The following is a 17,966-nucleotide window of genomic DNA, read 5'->3' as shown; positions in this document are numbered from 1 at the left end:
TATTATAAAAATGAAAGGAAGTAGCCTCGCTATGAAATGGAGGTGTAATGAACATGTTAAAAGTAAAAATAAAAAGAAATTTAACAGAAGAGATTTTAAGCGTGGATAAGGAGACTTTGTGTATTGATTTACTTAAGCAGTATGAAAATGATAGTGAAGTTCCAATAGTTTTGGTGAAGATTAATGGTGTGTTAAAAGAATTATCTACTCCTATTTTAGAGGATTGCACATTAGAGTTGCTTGATATTACAGATAAGGCAGGAATGATGTGTTATATCAGAAGTTTGCAATTTGTTTTAATTAAGGCTGTTAATGAAGTGTTTCCTAGAAGTAAATTAACAATTGAGCATTCTTTAAGTAAGGGACTTTTTGGAGAAATAGAAAAAAAACCACCTTTAGTTATAGATGATGTTTATGATATAAAAAATAAAATGGATGAAATTATACAAGCAGATTTACCTATTGTGCGAAAAAAACTATTGAGAAAAGATGCTATAGAATTATTTAAAGCTAAGGGTATGGAAGATAAAGTTTCTTTACTTAGCACTGTAAATCAAGAAAAGGTGACTATATATTCTTTGGGCGGTACTTATGATTATTTTTATGGACCTATGGTTTATTCAACAGGTCAATTAAAATATTATGATTTAATATCCTATGATCCTGGCTTTATATTAAGATATCCCACAAGTGAAGCACCAACACAGATTCCAAGATTCGTAAGTCATAAAAAATTAGCTAAGATATTTAATGAAGCAGAAAATTGGGGCAATATACTTAATGTAACTCATGTTGGGGCATTAAATGAAAAAATTCAGGAGGGAGATGGTGAAATTGTAACTTTAATAAGAGTTGCAGAAGCTCTCCATGAAAAGAAAATAGCTCATATTGCAGATGAAATAAATAAAGACAGGAGCATTAAACTAATAACTATAGCTGGGCCATCGTCTTCAGGTAAAACTACATTTTGTAAAAGACTTGATATTCAGTTAAGAGTAAATGGATTAATTCCTATACCAATTTCATTAGATGATTATTTTGTAAATAGAGATGAGACTCCACTGGACGAATTTGGGGAATTAGATTTTGAGTGCATTAATGCATTAGATTTGCAATTATTTAATGAACATTTACTACTTTTAATGGATGGAAAGGAAGTTGAGCTACCAAGCTTTAATTTTAAAACAGGACGAAGGGAATGGAATGGAAATAAGGTTAAACTACCTAAAGATGGGGTTATAATTATTGAAGGTATACATGGATTGAATAATATGCTGACCGAAGCCATAGATGATGAAAATAAGTTTAAAATATATATAAGTCCACTTACAGAAATCAATATAGATTACCATAATAGAATTTCAACAACAGATGTAAGAATGATTAGAAGAATTGTAAGAGATCATTTATCTCGTGGATATGATGTGGAATATACTTTGAAAATGTGGCCATCAATAAAAAGAGGAGAAGATAAGTATATTTATCCATTTCAAGAAGAAGCAGATATTATGTTTAACACTGCATTAATATATGAATTAGCAGTTTTAAAGAAATATGCTATTGAAGAATTAAAGAAAGTTAAGCCAGATAATCCTGTGTATAATGAAGCTGTAAGACTTTTAGAGTTTTTACAAATGTTTAAAGATATTGATAAGGATTCTGTTCCATCAAATTCTTTAATAAGAGAATTTATTGGAGGAAGCTGTTTTTATCAATATTAATATATTTTTAAAAATATATTTATTAAAATTAAATATTAACAGTTTAAGTTTATCAAAGATAGTAATTAAAAAGGTTAATTGCTATCTTTTTTCATTTGAAGAAATAAAAATTCTTTAAAATATGTTGAATTAATAGATATTTTTTTTATTTTAGTCGTGATATTATATTATGTGGGCATACTAATGAAAAGAATTATTAATAAGTTTGTGGCAATTTTACCTAGTATGTTTAAGGTTGATCTATTAGGAGGCTGATTATGAAAAGTTATAGTGTATTTGATATTATGGGACCAATAATGATTGGACCATCAAGTTCGCATACAGCAGGCGCCGCAAGACTGGCAAAGCTTGCAGCAAAAATTGCAGAAGGTAATGTTAAGGAAGTTATATTTATGCTTCATGGATCTTTTAGCAAAACCTATAGAGGCCATGGTACTGATAGAGCTTTAGTTGCTGGGATTTTAGGCATGGATCCATGGGATGAAAATCTTAGAAATTCCTTTAACATAGCAGAAGAAAGAGGATTAAAATATAAGTTTGAAGAAGCTGATTTAGGAGATGTTCATCCTAATACAGTTAAATTTATTATGACTGATTCAAATGGAGTTAAAACTACAGTAACTGGGTCATCTATCGGTGGAGGAAATATTGTTATTTTTGAATTAGATGGACAAAGTATCCAATTTACAGGAGCTCATCCTACTATAATAATTAACAATCTCGATGTTCCAGGTATGATTTATAGAATAAGCAATCTATTGTTTGAAAATAACATAAACATTGCATCTATGAATGTGTACAGAAAATCAAAGGGTTCAGAGGCTACTACCGTCATTGAAACAGATGGTGCAGTTCCAGCAACAATTATAGATAAGATTAGAGGAATTGAACATGTAAATAATGTTGAACAAATTCTTCCACCAGTGAAAGGAGAATAAGTGAATGTTTTTATCTAAAGCTACTGAAGTTATAGAAGTTTGCAATGAAAAAAAAATATCTATTGCGGAATACACAATACAAGAAGAGTGCAAGCTTTCCGAATCAACTAGAGAAGAAGTAATAGAAAGAATGAGAGAAAATTTAATGGTTATGAAAACATCTGCTCAAGAAGCCATGGATAGAGAGGTTATTTCTATTAGTGGATTAATTGGTGGAGATGCAACAAAGCTAAGAAAATATTATGAGAATAATGAACCACTATGTGGAGAGTTTATGGTTAAAGCCATGGCAAGAGCACTTTCTTGTTCAGAAGTGAATGCAGCTATGGGAAGAATAGTTGCGTCACCAACAGCAGGAAGCTGTGGAATAATACCTGCGGCTGTAATTACTGCAGGTGAAAAATTAAATAAATCAGATGAAGAAATGATTCAAGCTCTATTTACAGCATCTGGTGTGGGCGTAATAATTGCTAAAAATGCTACTATGGCTGGTGCAGAAGGTGGCTGTCAAGCAGAGTGTGGAAGTGCAGCAGCTATGGCAGCAGCTGCAGTTGTAGAGATGATGGGTGGAACCCCACAGATGGCCTTTGACGCTGGTGCAATGGTAATCAAAAATGTTGAAGGGTTAGTTTGTGACCCGATAGCAGGTTTAGTTGAAATTCCTTGTGCAAAAAGAAATGTAGCTGGGGCAGTAAGTGCATTAACTATGGCTGATGTAGCTATGGCAGGAGTTGTGAGTAAAATTCCTTTCGATGATACCATATTGTCAATGTATAAAATCGGAAGAGGACTTCCAAGTGAATTAAGAGAAACTGCATTAGGTGGTTTAGCTGTTACACCTTGTGGATTAAAGTTAAAAGAAAAGGCATTGGCAGGAGATAAGTAAGTTATCATGTAGGATTACTTTCTATTATGAAAGTAATCCTATATTTTTTTTCAATGATTTTTAAAGTGTAACTGTTTTTTTGTTATTGAATAAAGTAAGTATATAACTAATAAAACAGGAGAAGAAATGAAAGAGATGCAAAATGTAAGAAGTAATTTAAACATAAGAAATATGATTAATAAATATGGAGTGGTTATTACTATTATTTTATCAATAGGAGCTTTATTTTTAAGAATAAACTCAGAAATATTAAGTTTGTTAATATATTCTTTTATGATGATACCTTTAGCAATTGTGCTAGGAAAAGGAACTTCTAGAATATCTGATTATGTAGGTGAAAAAAGAGGTGGACTAATTTCAGCAACAGCTGGGAATATTCCTGAATTGATGATGGGATTATGGTCAATTAAATACGGAATGGTGGCTATGGCTAAGGCTGGACTTTTAGGTTCAGTAATAACTAATATGCTTTTAGGTCTTGGAATAGCTGTATTTTGTGGAGGAATGAAATATAAGGAACAGACTTTTAATAAAAACATAGCAAGAACAAATTTGAATATGATATTCTTAGTTGCGTTTACAATTATAATAATTTCTGCCCTTAATAAATATTCTTTTATTGGTGAGGTGAAATTTCAGCAGTTAAGTGTTATAGTGTCATTTGTTCTTATTGGAGTATATATACTAGGGTTAGTATTTTCATTGTTTACTCATAGTAATTTATTTATTGTTACAGGTAAAAAGTGCGAAGAGCAGGATGTTAATAAAAATGAAGTTTGGATGATTTTTGGGCTTATTATTGTAATCACAATTTTATTATATTTTATAAGTGAAAGACTTATTTCTAACATTAGTTCTATTGTTGTAGATTATAAAATTTCACAAGAATTTATTGGTATTATTTTAATTCCGCTTCTTGGATCATTTGGAGAGAATGCTTCAAGTATAGTATGTGCCTTGGAAAATAAAATTGATGCTAGCTTAGAGACAGCAATAGGATCAAGTATTCAAATAACAATGTTTGTTATACCTATTCTAATTATTTCATCAGCAATAATGGGTATTGATATAAATTTATTATTTTCTACATTTCAAATAATTATAATGTCTATTGCCATGGGGATGTCTTACTTTGTATTTCAAGATGGGAAAACCTATTGGTTTGAGGGTGCTTTATTAATTTCTGTATATATAATAGTTACTTTAGCATATTATTATGTGGTTTAAATAAAATTAAAGTCAACTACAGTTGGTGTAGTTGACTTTAATTATCTTTTCTTAATTTGGAAGTGACTAACCATTAAGTATGAAAGCAATAACATCAATACAAATGGTACAAGTAAAGGCATTGTTTTTATTTTTACTGCAGTGAAAATTTCAAGCACTGCCATTAAACTACCTGCTATTGTAATGGGTATACCAGTAAATACATTGTTAAAATCAGAACAATTATAACGAGCTAGTCTGAATCCTCCAGCTACTGGAAATACTATTAATGGTATGTAACCAAAAAGTCCGAGGTTAGAAAAGTTATACAAAGAAAATGCAAGTATAGCTGGCGCAACACCAAAAGTTACTAAATCAGCTAAGGAATCTAATTCCTTACCTAGATCACTATGGGTATTTAGAAATCTTGCGACAGTTCCATCATATCGGTCTAAAATACCGCCAAGAAGAATAAAAATTCCGGCAGTAGTAAAATCTTGATATATAGTACATTGTATGGATAAAACTCCACATATTAAATTTCCTAAAGTCATAGTATTTGGGATAATAGATTTATTCACAATATCACCTCTCCTAATATTATATACATTTTGCCGACTTATGTAAAATATATATGCACATTAAATAAATTTTATTTAAAGTATTGGTACAAAGTGGTAATATCTATTGAAAAAGAAATACTTAAGTGCTACTATAGTATGGATTAACTGATACATATGGAGGAAATTATGAAAAGGGTAAAGTTTATTTATAATCCTTATTCAGGAGAAAATGCAATTATAAGTCGTATAGATGATGTTGTAAATACCCATCAAAAGGCGGGTTATACTGTTGAACCTTTCAGAATAGATAAAGACTCAGATATAAAGGACGCCTTTGAAGGTATTGATGACACATATAAATATATACTTATTGCTGGTGGGGATGGAACTATTGATTCTGTTATAAACAAGATGAAACAGAATAATATAGATTTACCAGTAGCATTTTTGCCTGTTGGAACAGCAAATGATTTTGCAAAGTATCTAGGTATGCCTAGCGACGTAGAAGAAGCTTGTAATCAAATAATTAATAGTAAAATTAAGCGTTTTGATTTAGGTAAGATAAACAATAAGTACTTTGTTAATGTAGCTAGTACAGGGGTATTTACTGATATATCTCAAAAAACTGATAATAGTTTGAAAAATACCATGGGTAAATTAGCTTATTATGTTAAAGCATTAGAAGAAGTCACTAATTTAAAAAGAATAAATGTAAAGATTGAATCACCAGTAGTTAACTTTGAAGGTAAAATCTATACTTTATTAGTGTTCAATGGCCAAACTGCTGGAAACATAAAGTTTGCTGATTTGTCACAAGCTGATGATGGTCTTTTAGATGTTGTTGTATTAAAGCAAGAGCTTATTACAAGTGCTTTAAATAATTTAATTATTAAAATGAAAAAGGGTCAGCTTGCAGATATGGATGGTGTATTATACTTTAAGTGCAGTGAACTTAGAGTTGAATGCTATGATGATGTGGTTACTGATATTGATGGAGAAAAGGGGCCTGATTTCCCATTAAATATAACCTGTGAAAGAAGAGCAGTTAAAATATTAGGCTATAAAGAATAAATTTTCATAATCTAATCAAAAGGATAATATATATAAATTGAAATAGGTTTTAGGAGAGTGAAACATGAATATTTATATATATCTATCCTTTTTGTTATTTTTAGTATTTTTAAGCTATGAAGTTATTACGTCTACATTAAAGTTTTGTCCAATTAAAATAAAGGAAGCAGTTATTCTGCCACTAATTTTAATTTGTTTTAGAATAGGAAGCTTGTTGACTTTATTGCTAGTAGATGATATTAAGTATGTTTACATAGTAAGGAACTTCATATTTTTAAATATAATTTATATACCAATGCTTATATTCTTAAGTGTTTATGTATTTTATAGAAATACTAAAATTAATATTAATTGGATTTATGGAATATTTTTTATTGGAGCAGCAGCATATATGATATGTATATTTATATATCCTATGGAGTACTATATATCAATGTCATATGGATACAATGTTGTGTTTAATAGTCAATTGCCATATAAAATACTGTTATGTATTAATGCGGTTTCATTTTTTATTGGTGTTAAAAGTTTGAGATTTAAACACAGTATTAAGTGGGGTAGCTTCATAATTATATTAGCTTCTTTGGTATTTATAGGTGGCGCAGCAACAAGTTTAAAGAGCACAGAGCATATTGGGTATCTTTTAATTGGTGACTTAAGCTGGATTATTTGTCTTTATACAAGTATTTTGACATTTAAGATTAAAGCAAAGGGACATAATATAGTAAAGTATAGTATGTAGTTTATAAAGGTAAATTAATAAAAACTCTAAGGAAAAGAATTCCTTAGAGTTTTTGTTATTATCTTTGTCTAGAAGTAGTTTTTTTATTTCGACTTGAAACTTTTCCATTCTTTGAAGCTTTAGGTCTTTGAGATGAAGGGCTTTGTTGTTTTTTTGAAGAAGAATTTTGAGTGTTTCCTCTTCTAGAACCCTTAGTTGTGTTTTGAGCTATATCTGTAGGTGTAGTTTTCTTCTTTTTACTTCTATTAAATGGCACAGGTGTTATTAAACAATTTTTACCATGTCCTATTAGATCTTCTCTATTACATTTTATAAGAGCTTCTTTTACTAAGCCGTGGTTATCTGGATTACCAAATTGAAGTAAAGCTCTCTGCATGTTTTTTTCCTTCTGACTCTTAGCAACATATACCTTTTTACCAGTATTAGGGTTAATACCTGTGTAGTATATTGCTGTTGATAAGCTTCCGGGAGTAGGGTAGAAATCTTGAACCTGTTCTGGAAGATGTCCCATGGATTTAATATATTCTCCAAGCTCAATGGCAGCATTTAAATCACTACCAGGGTGGCTTGACATCATATATGGAACAACAAATTGCTTCTTACCCATTTTAGCATTTATATCTATATATTTTTTTCTGAATTTCTCGTAAACATCCTTAGATGGTTTTCCCATTTCCTTAAGAACAACATCACTGATATGTTCTGGGGCAACTTTTAGCTGTCCGCTGATATGGTGTTCACATAATTCATTAAAGAATTTAGGGTTTTTATCATATATCAGATAATCATATCTAATTCCAGAACGAACAAATACTTTCTTTACTTTAGGAAGACTTCGTACTTTCTTTAATAGACTTAAGTATTCAGTATGATCGATGATTAGGTTCTTACAAGGTGTTGGGAAGATACATTGTCTATTTTTACATACACCATGTTCCACCTGTTTTTTACAAGCTTTTTGTCTGAAGTTTGCTGTTGGACCACCAACATCATGGATGTAGCCTTTAAAATCATTATCTTCAGTTAAAAGTTTTGCTTCGTCTATGATAGAATCCTGACTTCTGTTTTGAATAACTCTTCCTTGATGGTAGGTTAAGGCACAGAAGGAGCAACTTCCATAACAGCCTCTATGGCTTGTAATTGAAAACTTAACTTCGTTTAATGCTGGTATGCCGCCGTCTTTTTCATAGATTGGATGGTAGGTTCTTGTGTAAGGCAGATTATAAACCCTATCCATTTCCTTTGTTGATAGTGGAGCTTGAGGAGGATTTTGAACAACATATTTATCTCCATAAGGCTCTACAATGGTTTTTCCCCATACAGAATCCTGCTCGTGGGATGCTAAATAATAACTTTTTGCATATGCTTCTTTACTATTTGTTATTTCTTCAAAGGTTGGAAGCTCTACAAAATCCTTTACTTTATCTAAGTTTTTTGCAACATAACAAGTACCTCTTACAGAAGTTATGTTTTCTACTGGCTTACCGAAGTTAAGAAGTTTTGCAATTTCAACTACAGGGCGTTCACCCATACCATAAATTAAAAGGTCAGCAGTTGAATCTAAAAGAATGCTTTTTCTAACTTTATCATCCCAATAGTCATAATGAGCAAATCTTCTTAAACTGGCTTCGATTCCACCAATGATAATTGGAACATTTTTATAGGCTTCTCTAGCTCTGTTAGAATATACTATTACAGCACGATTAGGTCTATAGCCACCCTTTCCACCTGGAGAATAAAAATCATCATGTCTTTTTTTCTTGGCAACTGTATAGTGGTTAACCATGGAGTCAATATTACCGGAGTTGATTAAAAATCCAAGTCTAGGTTCTCCAAGCTTTTTAAAGTCTTCACAGCTATCCCATTTTGGCTGGGCAATTACCCCTACAGTATAACCCTCGCTTTGTAGTAATCTTCCGATTATGGCAGTTCCGAAGGATGGGTGATCGATATAAGCGTCACCAGTTATTATTATAAAATCAAGCTGATATATTCCTTCAGCTTTCATATCTTCTTTTGAAATTGGTAAAAATTTTTCGTTTTTATTCATAGGTTTGCCTAAAATATTTCCTTTAGTAAATTTCAATAAAATTGATAATAATATGAGATGAAACAACAATAATACTGAAATTAAAAGAAACTCAAGGCCTACGCCTCCTTTCGTATAGTGAGTGCACATTAAATTATATTAACATATAATCTAGGAAATATGAATAGAAACTAAAATGGCAAATTGTGATATGGAAATTATACATTATTAAAAAAATAATCATATTTTCATAAAATAGTTACATTCCCATGGTTTCTCGACTATAATAAATTATGTAAAAATATTTTTGAGCATAAAGGAGTGAACACTTAATGGACAGTGGGCCTTGGCATGAGGACTATGATAATAATTACAAACTGAATAAGGGTGAAGGAAGACTGTTTATTATAATTTTTACAATTTAATTTAGTACCTAGTCATTCCTTCATCGAGGGAGGAGACTGCTATGGAAAAATTAAAAGAGTTTTACTTAAGTGATATACTAGGGAAGTATGTATATGATGAATTAAATTATTGCATAGGTAAATTAGAGGATATATACGTTACAACAGAATTTGGATATCCAAGAGCAATAGGTTATAAAATAAAAAGCGGAAGAGAAATAGAAAATTTTGAATTTAGAACTATCGATATTTTTAAGGACAATGGAAAATGTGTAATCAGAGTAGTTCAAGTTAAAGATATTATTCCAAGGAAATATTCATACTTATTATCTAAAAATTTATTAGATAAGGACATTGTTGATGTAGATGGTAAAAAAATTGTTAGAGTAATGGATTTAAAGATGATAAAGAGCGGTGGATATTTAACTGTTGTAGGGGTTGAATCAGGTCCACTTGCTATAGCAAGAAAAATTGGATTAGAGGGGATTACAAAGAAAGTTTGTAAAATAATAAATAAAAATCCTAAGAAAAATATTTTAAGTTGGGAAAGTGTCCAATCACTAGAGATGGTTGCATCTTCATTAAAATTAACAACTCCATACAATAAGTTGAGTAAACTTCATCCAGTTGATATTGCAGAGCTTATAGAGGATTTATCTCCAGAGGACAGGGTAAAGGTTATAGATGGACTAAATATTGACTTAGCTTCAGATACTTTAGAAGAGTTAGATCATGATATTAGTCAGGAGATTCTTAAAGATTTAAGTGAAAATAAAGCTAAGGAGCTTTTAGACTTAATGCCAAATGATGAGATTGCTAATATGCTTGACGATTTAGATGAAGAAGCAACTAATAAAATGTTAGTTAATCTGGATGATGAAGATGAAAGTGAAGTAAGGGACTTAATGAAATATGAGGATGAAGTAGTAGGAAATATAATGAATACCGAATTTATTTCATTTAATATTGATATTACAGCTGAAGAAACCATCAATATATTAAGAGAACTTAAGCCGGAAGAAGAAATTTTACATTATGTATATATAGTAGATAATTATGAGCGATTGTTAGGCGTTATTTCATTAAGAGATTTAATAATAGCAAATCCTAGCAGTAAGCTGAAATCCATAATGGATACAAAGATTTTTAAGGTATCTGATAGTGATGAAATAGAAAAAGCTATAGCAATGGCTGTTAAATATGATTTATATTCGGTTCCAGTTGTGGATGAAGAGGATAAACTATGTGGTATTGCAATTATAGGAGATATTATTGATGAAGTTCTGTCACCAAGCTGGAAGAGGAAAATCAAGAAAATAATCTAGCAAAATTAAATGAAGATATATTTAATATCGTTAGTGTATTGTTGTTAATAAGAAGTTCTGCTCAAGGAAATTTGAGCAGAACTTTATTTTTATTATTAAGGATAGAGTAGATAGAAAGAAACTCATAGTAATAATATACTTAACAACCTAATATACTTCCATAAGAAGAATAAAATATTCTTTTGCTTATGGAGGGGAAAGTGATGATGAAGAAAAATTTTTTGATTGCGGTTAGTATATTAATGGGTATACTTTTTTCCATAATCATCTTTATAATTTTTGAAATACATATGGTTGTTACTGAGCATGATAATCTCATATATAAAGGGATAAGCATTAATGAAATCGATGTATCACTTTTAAATAAAGAGAGAGCTGAAAGAAAGATAACAGAGAATTCTATAAAACTTAATGAAAATAGGAATATATTGATATATGCAGATGAAAAAGAATATAAGATTTCTTTTAAGGAGTTAAAGGTTGAGGAAAATATTGATCAAATAGTAGATGTAGCCGTAAATTATGGTAAGAATGACAAGATAATAGATAAATATAAATATGTAAAAGAAGGCTTAGAAAGAAATTTTAAAACAACAATTACCTTTGATGAAGAAGCTTTTTCAGCCCTTTTAAAGGTTCTTTGCAAAGAACAAAATATGTCTCCAGTTAATGCGGTTATAGAACATGATTGGAGTGGTTTTAAAGTAACACCGCACCAGAGTGGAAGAACCATCGATGAGGCTGCTTTAAGAGGGGATATTAAAGAGTCTATAGAAGAAAATAGAGATGGTGAAGATATTATTATAAATCTAACATTTAAGAAATCAGAACCAGCAATTTATGAAGAAGACTTAAAGGCTATAAATACATTAGTATCAAGCTACAGTACAAGTTTTGCAAACTCATCTTCTGGAAGAACTAGAAACATTGAAGTAGCATCATCTTATATTAATAATAAAGTGATAATGCCTGGAGAAGAGTTCAGTTTTAATAAAGTTGTTGGAGCTACTACAAGTGGAAAGGGATATTCCTATGCAAAGGTAATAAAGAATGGGGGTTATGTAGATGAAATTGGTGGTGGAATATGTCAGGTATCATCAACTTTATATAATGTTGTTTTAAAGACTAGTTTAGCAATTACAGAAAGAAGAAATCATAGTAAGGTAATAAATTATGTTCCGAGGGGACAAGATGCAATGATAGCTTACGGCGTATCAGATTTTAAGTTTGTTAATAATTTCAAATATCCAATTCTTATTGAAAGTGTAATAAATAATAATATGCTTACTTTTAATATATATTCTAACAAAGATTCATTTAATTATTTGTATGAGATAAAAAATGAAGTTGCAAAAGAAGTAAAACCTAAGAAAGAAACAATTTATGACTATGGGTTAAGCAAAGGTACTGTTATTGTAGAGCAAGAAGGGAAAAATGGATATGTAATAAACACATATAGGGTTAGGTATGAGGAAGGAAAAATTAAGGAAAAAATTCTGGTTTCAGAAAGTGTATATGCAGGAAAAAATACAATAGTAAGAATAGGAAAAGATTAAAAAAGAAAATATTAATGTAAAATATTGTATTGTGTAGCTTGGATTGTATATAATTGAAGTTATACAATACTTTTTTTATATATTTTTATTGGAAAAAGTAAATATGTAGATTATTTGGGGAAAAGCCTAAGAATAAGGGGATGTTAAAGTGAATCACAATGTGGAAATAGTTGAGAAGATAATTAATAATGTTGGTAAAGTGATAATTGGTAAAAGACAAAATGTTTATGAGATAGTTAAGGGAATGATAGCTGGTGGACATATACTTATAGAGGATGTACCAGGAGTTGGTAAAACAACTTTAATTAAGGCAATTAAGCAGAGTTTTGATTTGAGCTATAGCAGAATACAGTTTACACCAGATTTGTTGCCATCGGATATTACAGGAATATCAATTTACAATTCAAGCACAGGTACTTTTATCTTTAATAAGGGACCTGTGTTCTCGAATATAGTATTAGCAGATGAAATAAATAGAACATCACCAAAAACGCAGTCTGCTTTATTAGAGGTAATGGAAGAAATGCAGGTATCAGAGGGTGGAAAAACTTATGAGCTTGAAAAGCCTTTTTTTATAATGGCTACGGAAAATCCAATTGAATATGAAGGGACCTTTTCCTTGCCTGAAGCTCAGCTTGATAGATTTATTATTAAGGTACATATGGGATATCCAATTAACAGAGATGAAGCAGAAATTCTACGCTTATACAGAAAAGATAATCCACTTGAAGAGCTAACACCAGTTGCTACAAAGGCTGATTTAGAAAATCTTCAGAGGGCGGTTAAAGAAATTAAGGTTAAAGACGATATTAATAAGTTTATAGTTAAGATTGTGGATGGTACAAGAAATCACAGGGATATTTTCTTAGGAGGCAGTACAAGAGCTTCTTTAGCGCTTTTGAGAATTTCACAAGCTACAGCATTAATAGAGGGCAGAGATTATGTAATACCAGAGGATGTTAAAAGCAGTGTAAAACTAGTGCTTAATCATAGAATTATTTTAACAAATAGTGCTACTGCAAGAGGAGTTAAGGTTGAAGATATACTAGATGAGATATTAAGTATGATAATTGTTCCTAAGGTGAGAGAAAATGATTAAGATTAGAAAATCATTTTTAGTTCTTCTTCTTTTATCCTTTGGATATGCTTTATTCTCTGGTGGAAATCTACCTTATTCTGTGTTTTATGCCTTGCTTTTAATAGTTTTATTTATGGGAATTTCAACCTATTTTTTAGGTAAGAGTATGTCTGTGAAGATGGAAGCTGAAAAGTGGGAAATGACATCAGGAGAAAATAATAATTTGGTTATAAAGGTGTATAACGACTCTATTTTCCCTGTTCCCTACGTAGAAATAAAAAGTTCATTAGTTTCTGAAATTTTACCACGAGATAGAGGAGATATAATTTCAATAGGTGTTAATTCGCAGAAGTTTATTAAAAAAAACTTTAGAATAAATACAAGAGGACAATATCATTTGGGAGAAATATCATGCAGTATCGGTGATGTTTTAGGGGTGTTTTCCTACAAGAAAAAATTTAAATATAAGAAAATAATAAAGGTATACCCTAAAATATATGATTTAAATAATGTGAGAATAGTTGGTGCTAACTTAAGGGAATTCAACACTAAGAATATTAGAGCATATAATAAAGGTCCTGAAAGTGCTGAGACTATTAAAAATATTAGGGAGTACAGGAGAGGGGACAGTTATAAAAGGATAAATTGGAAGGTTACAGCAAAGCATGGAAAGCTATTTGTTAAGGAATATGATAGTAGTGAAAGTCCACGTATACACGTGTTTTTAGATTTGAGAAAATCAGGATTTGTACTTGATAAAGATGGTGAGAATGAAGAAGCTATAGTTGAGTTTTATCTATCATTAGTTCGATATATCATTCAAAGAAATGGAAATTGTCAAAGTATTATTATTAATAATAAGGTAAAAGTCAGTGATATAGTAGGAGAAAGTTCCTTAGAGCTTTTAAAAGAACAAATGGTAACCACTTTTAGTGGAGGAAGTGGAAATTTATCAGGTTACATGAAGAAATTTTTATGTGAAATAAGCAAAAAGAGCGCGGTTGTGGTTGTAACTTCAAATATCACAAGAGATAATTTGAATTATTTAGTTTCATTAAAGCAAGAGGGATACGAGATAAATTTATTTTATTTTAATAAATTCATTGGAGATGAAGCAGAATTAATTGCAGAGATAAAAGGACAAGGGGTAAGCTGCTATAATATTGAGGGAATTAGGTGATTGAATGAGGCTGAAAAGTGAGAAAACACTAAGCTTATTTTTGGTTATAATCAATTTAATAGTGATAGTTAAACTTTTAAAAGATTCGTTTATAATTCAAAATTTTGATTATGGATTCATTGCATTTCTTATAATTTGTGGAATATTAATTTATTTGCTGTTATCAGAAGTGTTAAAAGGAAAAAGAAGAAAGTTGATTTTTATTGCTACTATTCTTTTAATATCAGGAGTACTTGCATATAAATATTTTAATGTGCTTGTTGATGAGATACTTTATCTAAAGCAAAATATTCTTAGTATAAATAACGCAGCTTTAGAAAGAAGCCCCATTGATTTTCAAGTATTTAAGCATTTATTTGCAATAGTAATACCAGTATTAGTAGTTACAGGTGCAGTGATAACAAAAAGGTGGAGCAAGTATCCTATAGCACTTACAAGTATTATTTTTATTGGATTTTGGTACTTAATTTTTTATAAAAAGGTAGAGTCTAATTTACCATATTTTATTGGAGTGTTTGTTGCAAGTATAGGTGTGAGTGAACATATAAAAAGGTGCAAGGAGTATGAAGGCAAAGAACTTAAAATCAATATAAGTAAAAGAGTTGTGATAGTTACAATACTGATTTTATCCATAAGCCTACCGTTTATAGTAAAGGTTTTGCCTCAAGAGTTTAATGGGAAGTCAATCAATGGAATATTTAAGAGCATGAAAAATCAATTTGCAGAGCAGGAACTTACAGAAGCTGATTATATAAGTAATGCTGTTAGATATAGATTTTCAATGCGAGAAAGTGGGTATAGTGACTCTAATTATAGTTTAGGAGGTCCAATTCGCATTAGTAAACGAGAGGTTTTTACAGTAAAAGCAGATAAGCCATATTATCTTCGAGCTAGGGTTAAGGATACTTATTCAGGTAACAGCTGGACTGCGCCAAGAGAAAATATCAGGGAACAGCTTGAAAATACTTCTAAATATGGGGGTGGATTAAATTATTTATATGAGGCTTTAGAGGGTTATGAAGGATATACGGATTTAAAGGCGGAAGAAAAGGAAATTGTGATCACTCCTGAAAGGAATTTTAAGAGTGGAAGTTGTTTTACTCCAAATGGTGCTTTTAAAATTGAAGAAGTTAAAGATAAAGTATTTTATAATGATATTCCAACCTTTATGTCAGACAATTATATTAGAGAACCATATGTGGTGAAGTTTGTTTCTTACGGTAATTATGATAATTATCTTGAAGGAATTGAAAATGAAAATTACTTTAAATATGTCTATAAAGAGGATTACACGCTACCTATGAGAACCTATGGACAAACTGACTTGGATTATTATGGTTATTTAGATTCTTTGGTTAATACAACGGATCCAGATGAACTAAAAAAATACAATAAATTTAAATGGTCTTATATAAATTATATGCAGGTTCCTGAAACAGTAGGTGAGGAAGTATATTTATTGGTAGAAAGCATACTTAATGAAGCTGCCAAAGTAAAGGGTAGTTCAGGTATAGAAGCGCTTTCAAATCAGGAAAAAGCTTTAGCTATAAGAAATTATTTGAAGGAAAATTATAAATACAAAACAGATGTAAAGGCTGTTGACCCTAATATAGATTTTGTTACTCAGTTTTTAAACGTAGACAAAGAGGGCTATTGTACTTATTTCGCATCTGCCAATACCATTATGTGTAGAATTGCTGGTATTCCAGCCAGGTATGCAGAAGGATATAATATGTCAGATAAAAAGAATTCAAAGGATGAATATGTTGTTACTAATGAAGAGGCTCACGCATGGACAGAGGTGCTTGTAAATCCAAATAGGGATATCTGGGGAATCACAGACGCTGTTGCTGATGCCAATGAAGAGGTAACTGATGTAGAAGAGCAGGTTCAAATAGAGGAAAATATTCCAAATAAACCTGAAGTAAGCAAGCCAGATATGGGTGTAGAAAAAGCTGAGCCTGTAAAGAGTGATTTTAGCTTAGGTTTAAAAATAGTATTAGTATTTGTGGGGATAATCATATTTAGTATAGCTGTAATTGGTATAATTATGGGGATTTTTACGCTTAGGAGGAAGCGAATAATTTCTAGTAGCAGTATAGTTCCATTGTATAATTATTGTTTAAGAAGGTTAGGAACTATAGGTATTGTGAAAAAGGATAATCAAGGTGATTTAGAATTCTCAAAATCTATTGGAGATGAAGAATTAAGAGAGTTAATGATGAAATTAGCTCAAGGTGTTTATGAGGAATTCTATGGAGGTTTTTCTAACAATAGTATTGATAAAGGTGAGTATTTTGATTATATTGAAAACTATATAAAGGGAATAAATAAGGGGCATAAATATATAGTTAAAAAGTATTGCTCTTTTACGATTAATGGAGGATATTAATGAAATATAAATTAATTTGTATGGATATGGATGGAACACTTTTAAATGATAAAAAGGAGGTTTCTGAAAGAGCTAAAGTTGCTATAAGCAAAGCTCATAAGCTAGGGGTAAAGGTTGTAATAGCTACAGGAAGAATATTTGTTTCAGCAGAGTATTATGGAGATGTAATAGGGGTTAAAGCTCCTATTATAGCTTCGAATGGTGCATATGTAAGGGAAAAAGATAGTGATAGGTCTATATATGAAGAAGGTTTAGGTTATGAAAATTATGATTTAGTTGTTCAAATGCTAAATAAATATAATATAGTACCACATTTTTATACGGAAGATACAATATACACTGGAAAGTTAGTACATTCCTCTTTAGCATATAAAAAAGCTAATAAAACACTTCCAAGCAACCGTCAAGTGAAAATTGAGGTGGTAAATGATTGGAGCAAGTTTTTTATTGAAAAGCAGCCAAGAATTATTAAAGCTATGGCAGTTTCCGAAGATAAAGAAAAAATTATAAATGCTAAAAATGAGTTTATAAAGCTTAACAAGTTTCAAGTGGTAAGCTCAATGAAAAATAGTTTTGAGGTTATGGCTAAATCAACATCTAAAGGCAAGGCATTGAAAAAGCTATGTGATTTCTACGATATTGACAGGAATGAAATAATTTCAATAGGAGATAATGAAAATGACATATCAATGATTAAATTTGCAGGCTTAGGAGTGGCAATGGGAAATGCAGAAGAAGTTGTGAAAAATATTGCTGATTATATTACAGACACTAATGAGGATGATGGAGTTGCAAAGGTAATTGAGAAATATATTATCAACGAAGGTAGTACTCAAATTGACCTGTAAACTTTACATAGAAATAAAATTGAAGTA

The 17,966-nt window shown here is 30.5% G+C and carries 14 protein-coding genes; 12 read left to right on the top strand and 2 right to left on the bottom strand.

Translation table 11 applies throughout. The features are described from left to right. Window positions 1-47 precede the first annotated feature (47 nt). From BN1075_RS10315 to cax, 4 genes are all read left to right on the top strand, one after another. The gene (locus BN1075_RS10315) at window positions 48-1,721 is read left to right on the top strand and encodes a nucleoside kinase (RefSeq protein ID WP_040193064.1); all 1,674 of its coding nucleotides are present in this window, start codon (window positions 48-50) and stop codon (window positions 1,719-1,721) included. A gap of 257 nt (window positions 1,722-1,978) precedes the next feature. Further along, window positions 1,979-2,659: an L-serine ammonia-lyase, iron-sulfur-dependent subunit beta gene (gene sdaAB / locus BN1075_RS10310; protein WP_040193063.1), complete on the top strand. Its 681-nt coding sequence runs from the start codon at window positions 1,979-1,981 to the stop codon at window positions 2,657-2,659. Window positions 2,660-2,663: 4 nt separating this feature from the next. Then, window positions 2,664-3,545, top strand: a complete 882-nt coding sequence (sdaAA, locus tag BN1075_RS10305; RefSeq protein WP_040193060.1) for an L-serine ammonia-lyase, iron-sulfur-dependent, subunit alpha — start codon at window positions 2,664-2,666, stop codon at window positions 3,543-3,545. Window positions 3,546-3,671: 126 nt separating this feature from the next. Beyond that, window positions 3,672-4,772 carry a calcium/proton exchanger gene (gene cax / locus BN1075_RS10300; protein WP_235777781.1) on the top strand — a complete coding sequence of 367 codons (1,101 nt, stop codon included), beginning with the start codon at window positions 3,672-3,674 and terminating at the stop codon, window positions 4,770-4,772. 41 nt (window positions 4,773-4,813) lie between these two features. On the opposite strand, the gene pssA is transcribed toward cax, so the two are convergent. Further along, window positions 4,814-5,332 carry a CDP-diacylglycerol--serine O-phosphatidyltransferase gene (pssA, locus tag BN1075_RS10295; RefSeq protein WP_040193059.1) on the bottom strand — a complete coding sequence of 173 codons (519 nt, stop codon included), beginning with the start codon at window positions 5,330-5,332 and terminating at the stop codon, window positions 4,814-4,816. A gap of 168 nt (window positions 5,333-5,500) precedes the next feature. Here pssA and BN1075_RS10290 point away from each other — a divergent pair, with 168 nt between their 5' ends. Continuing rightward, window positions 5,501-6,385, top strand: a complete 885-nt coding sequence (locus tag BN1075_RS10290) for a YegS/Rv2252/BmrU family lipid kinase (RefSeq protein ID WP_040193058.1) — start codon at window positions 5,501-5,503, stop codon at window positions 6,383-6,385. Between the two features lie 64 nt (window positions 6,386-6,449). Further along, a complete protein-coding gene (locus BN1075_RS10285; protein ID WP_040193057.1) occupies window positions 6,450-7,127 on the top strand; it encodes a hypothetical protein in 678 nt (225 codons plus the stop codon). A gap of 58 nt (window positions 7,128-7,185) precedes the next feature. Here BN1075_RS10285 and BN1075_RS10280 read toward each other — a convergent pair whose 3' ends face one another. Then, window positions 7,186-9,177: a YgiQ family radical SAM protein gene (locus BN1075_RS10280; protein WP_040193515.1), complete on the bottom strand. Its 1,992-nt coding sequence runs from the start codon at window positions 9,175-9,177 to the stop codon at window positions 7,186-7,188. Between the two features lie 445 nt (window positions 9,178-9,622). On the opposite strand from BN1075_RS10280, the gene BN1075_RS10275 reads away from it, so the two are divergent. The 6 genes from BN1075_RS10275 (at window position 9,623) to BN1075_RS10250 (ending at window position 17,939) form a co-directional block, all read left to right on the top strand. After that, window positions 9,623-10,885, top strand: a complete 1,263-nt coding sequence (locus tag BN1075_RS10275; protein ID WP_040193055.1) for a magnesium transporter MgtE N-terminal domain-containing protein — start codon at window positions 9,623-9,625, stop codon at window positions 10,883-10,885. A 203-nt stretch (window positions 10,886-11,088) separates the two neighbouring features. Then, window positions 11,089-12,441: a VanW family protein gene (locus tag BN1075_RS10270; RefSeq protein WP_040193054.1), complete on the top strand. Its 1,353-nt coding sequence runs from the start codon at window positions 11,089-11,091 to the stop codon at window positions 12,439-12,441. 148 nt (window positions 12,442-12,589) lie between these two features. Then, the gene (locus BN1075_RS10265; RefSeq protein ID WP_040193053.1) at window positions 12,590-13,540 is read left to right on the top strand and encodes an AAA family ATPase; all 951 of its coding nucleotides are present in this window, start codon (window positions 12,590-12,592) and stop codon (window positions 13,538-13,540) included. Further along, complete coding sequence (locus tag BN1075_RS10260) at window positions 13,533-14,699, top strand: DUF58 domain-containing protein (protein ID WP_040193052.1); 1,167 nt, start codon at window positions 13,533-13,535, stop codon at window positions 14,697-14,699. Before BN1075_RS10265 ends, BN1075_RS10260 begins: the two co-directional genes overlap by 8 nt. A gap of 4 nt (window positions 14,700-14,703) precedes the next feature. Continuing rightward, on the top strand, window positions 14,704-17,091 hold the full coding sequence (locus BN1075_RS10255) for a transglutaminase-like domain-containing protein (protein ID WP_040193051.1): 2,388 nt from the start codon (window positions 14,704-14,706) through the stop codon (window positions 17,089-17,091). After that, a complete protein-coding gene (locus BN1075_RS10250; RefSeq protein ID WP_040193050.1) occupies window positions 17,091-17,939 on the top strand; it encodes a Cof-type HAD-IIB family hydrolase in 849 nt (282 codons plus the stop codon). The genes BN1075_RS10255 and BN1075_RS10250 overlap by 1 nt, the downstream gene beginning before the upstream one ends. Window positions 17,940-17,966 lie beyond the last annotated feature (27 nt).

Origin of the sequence: Clostridium culturomicium (assembly GCF_000821305.1) — a bacterium.
GTDB classification, from domain to species: domain Bacteria; phylum Bacillota; class Clostridia; order Clostridiales; family Clostridiaceae; genus Clostridium_J; species Clostridium_J culturomicium.
The sequence above is the reverse complement of the archived record's forward strand: the minus strand, read 5'-3'. Positions and strand labels throughout refer to the sequence as shown.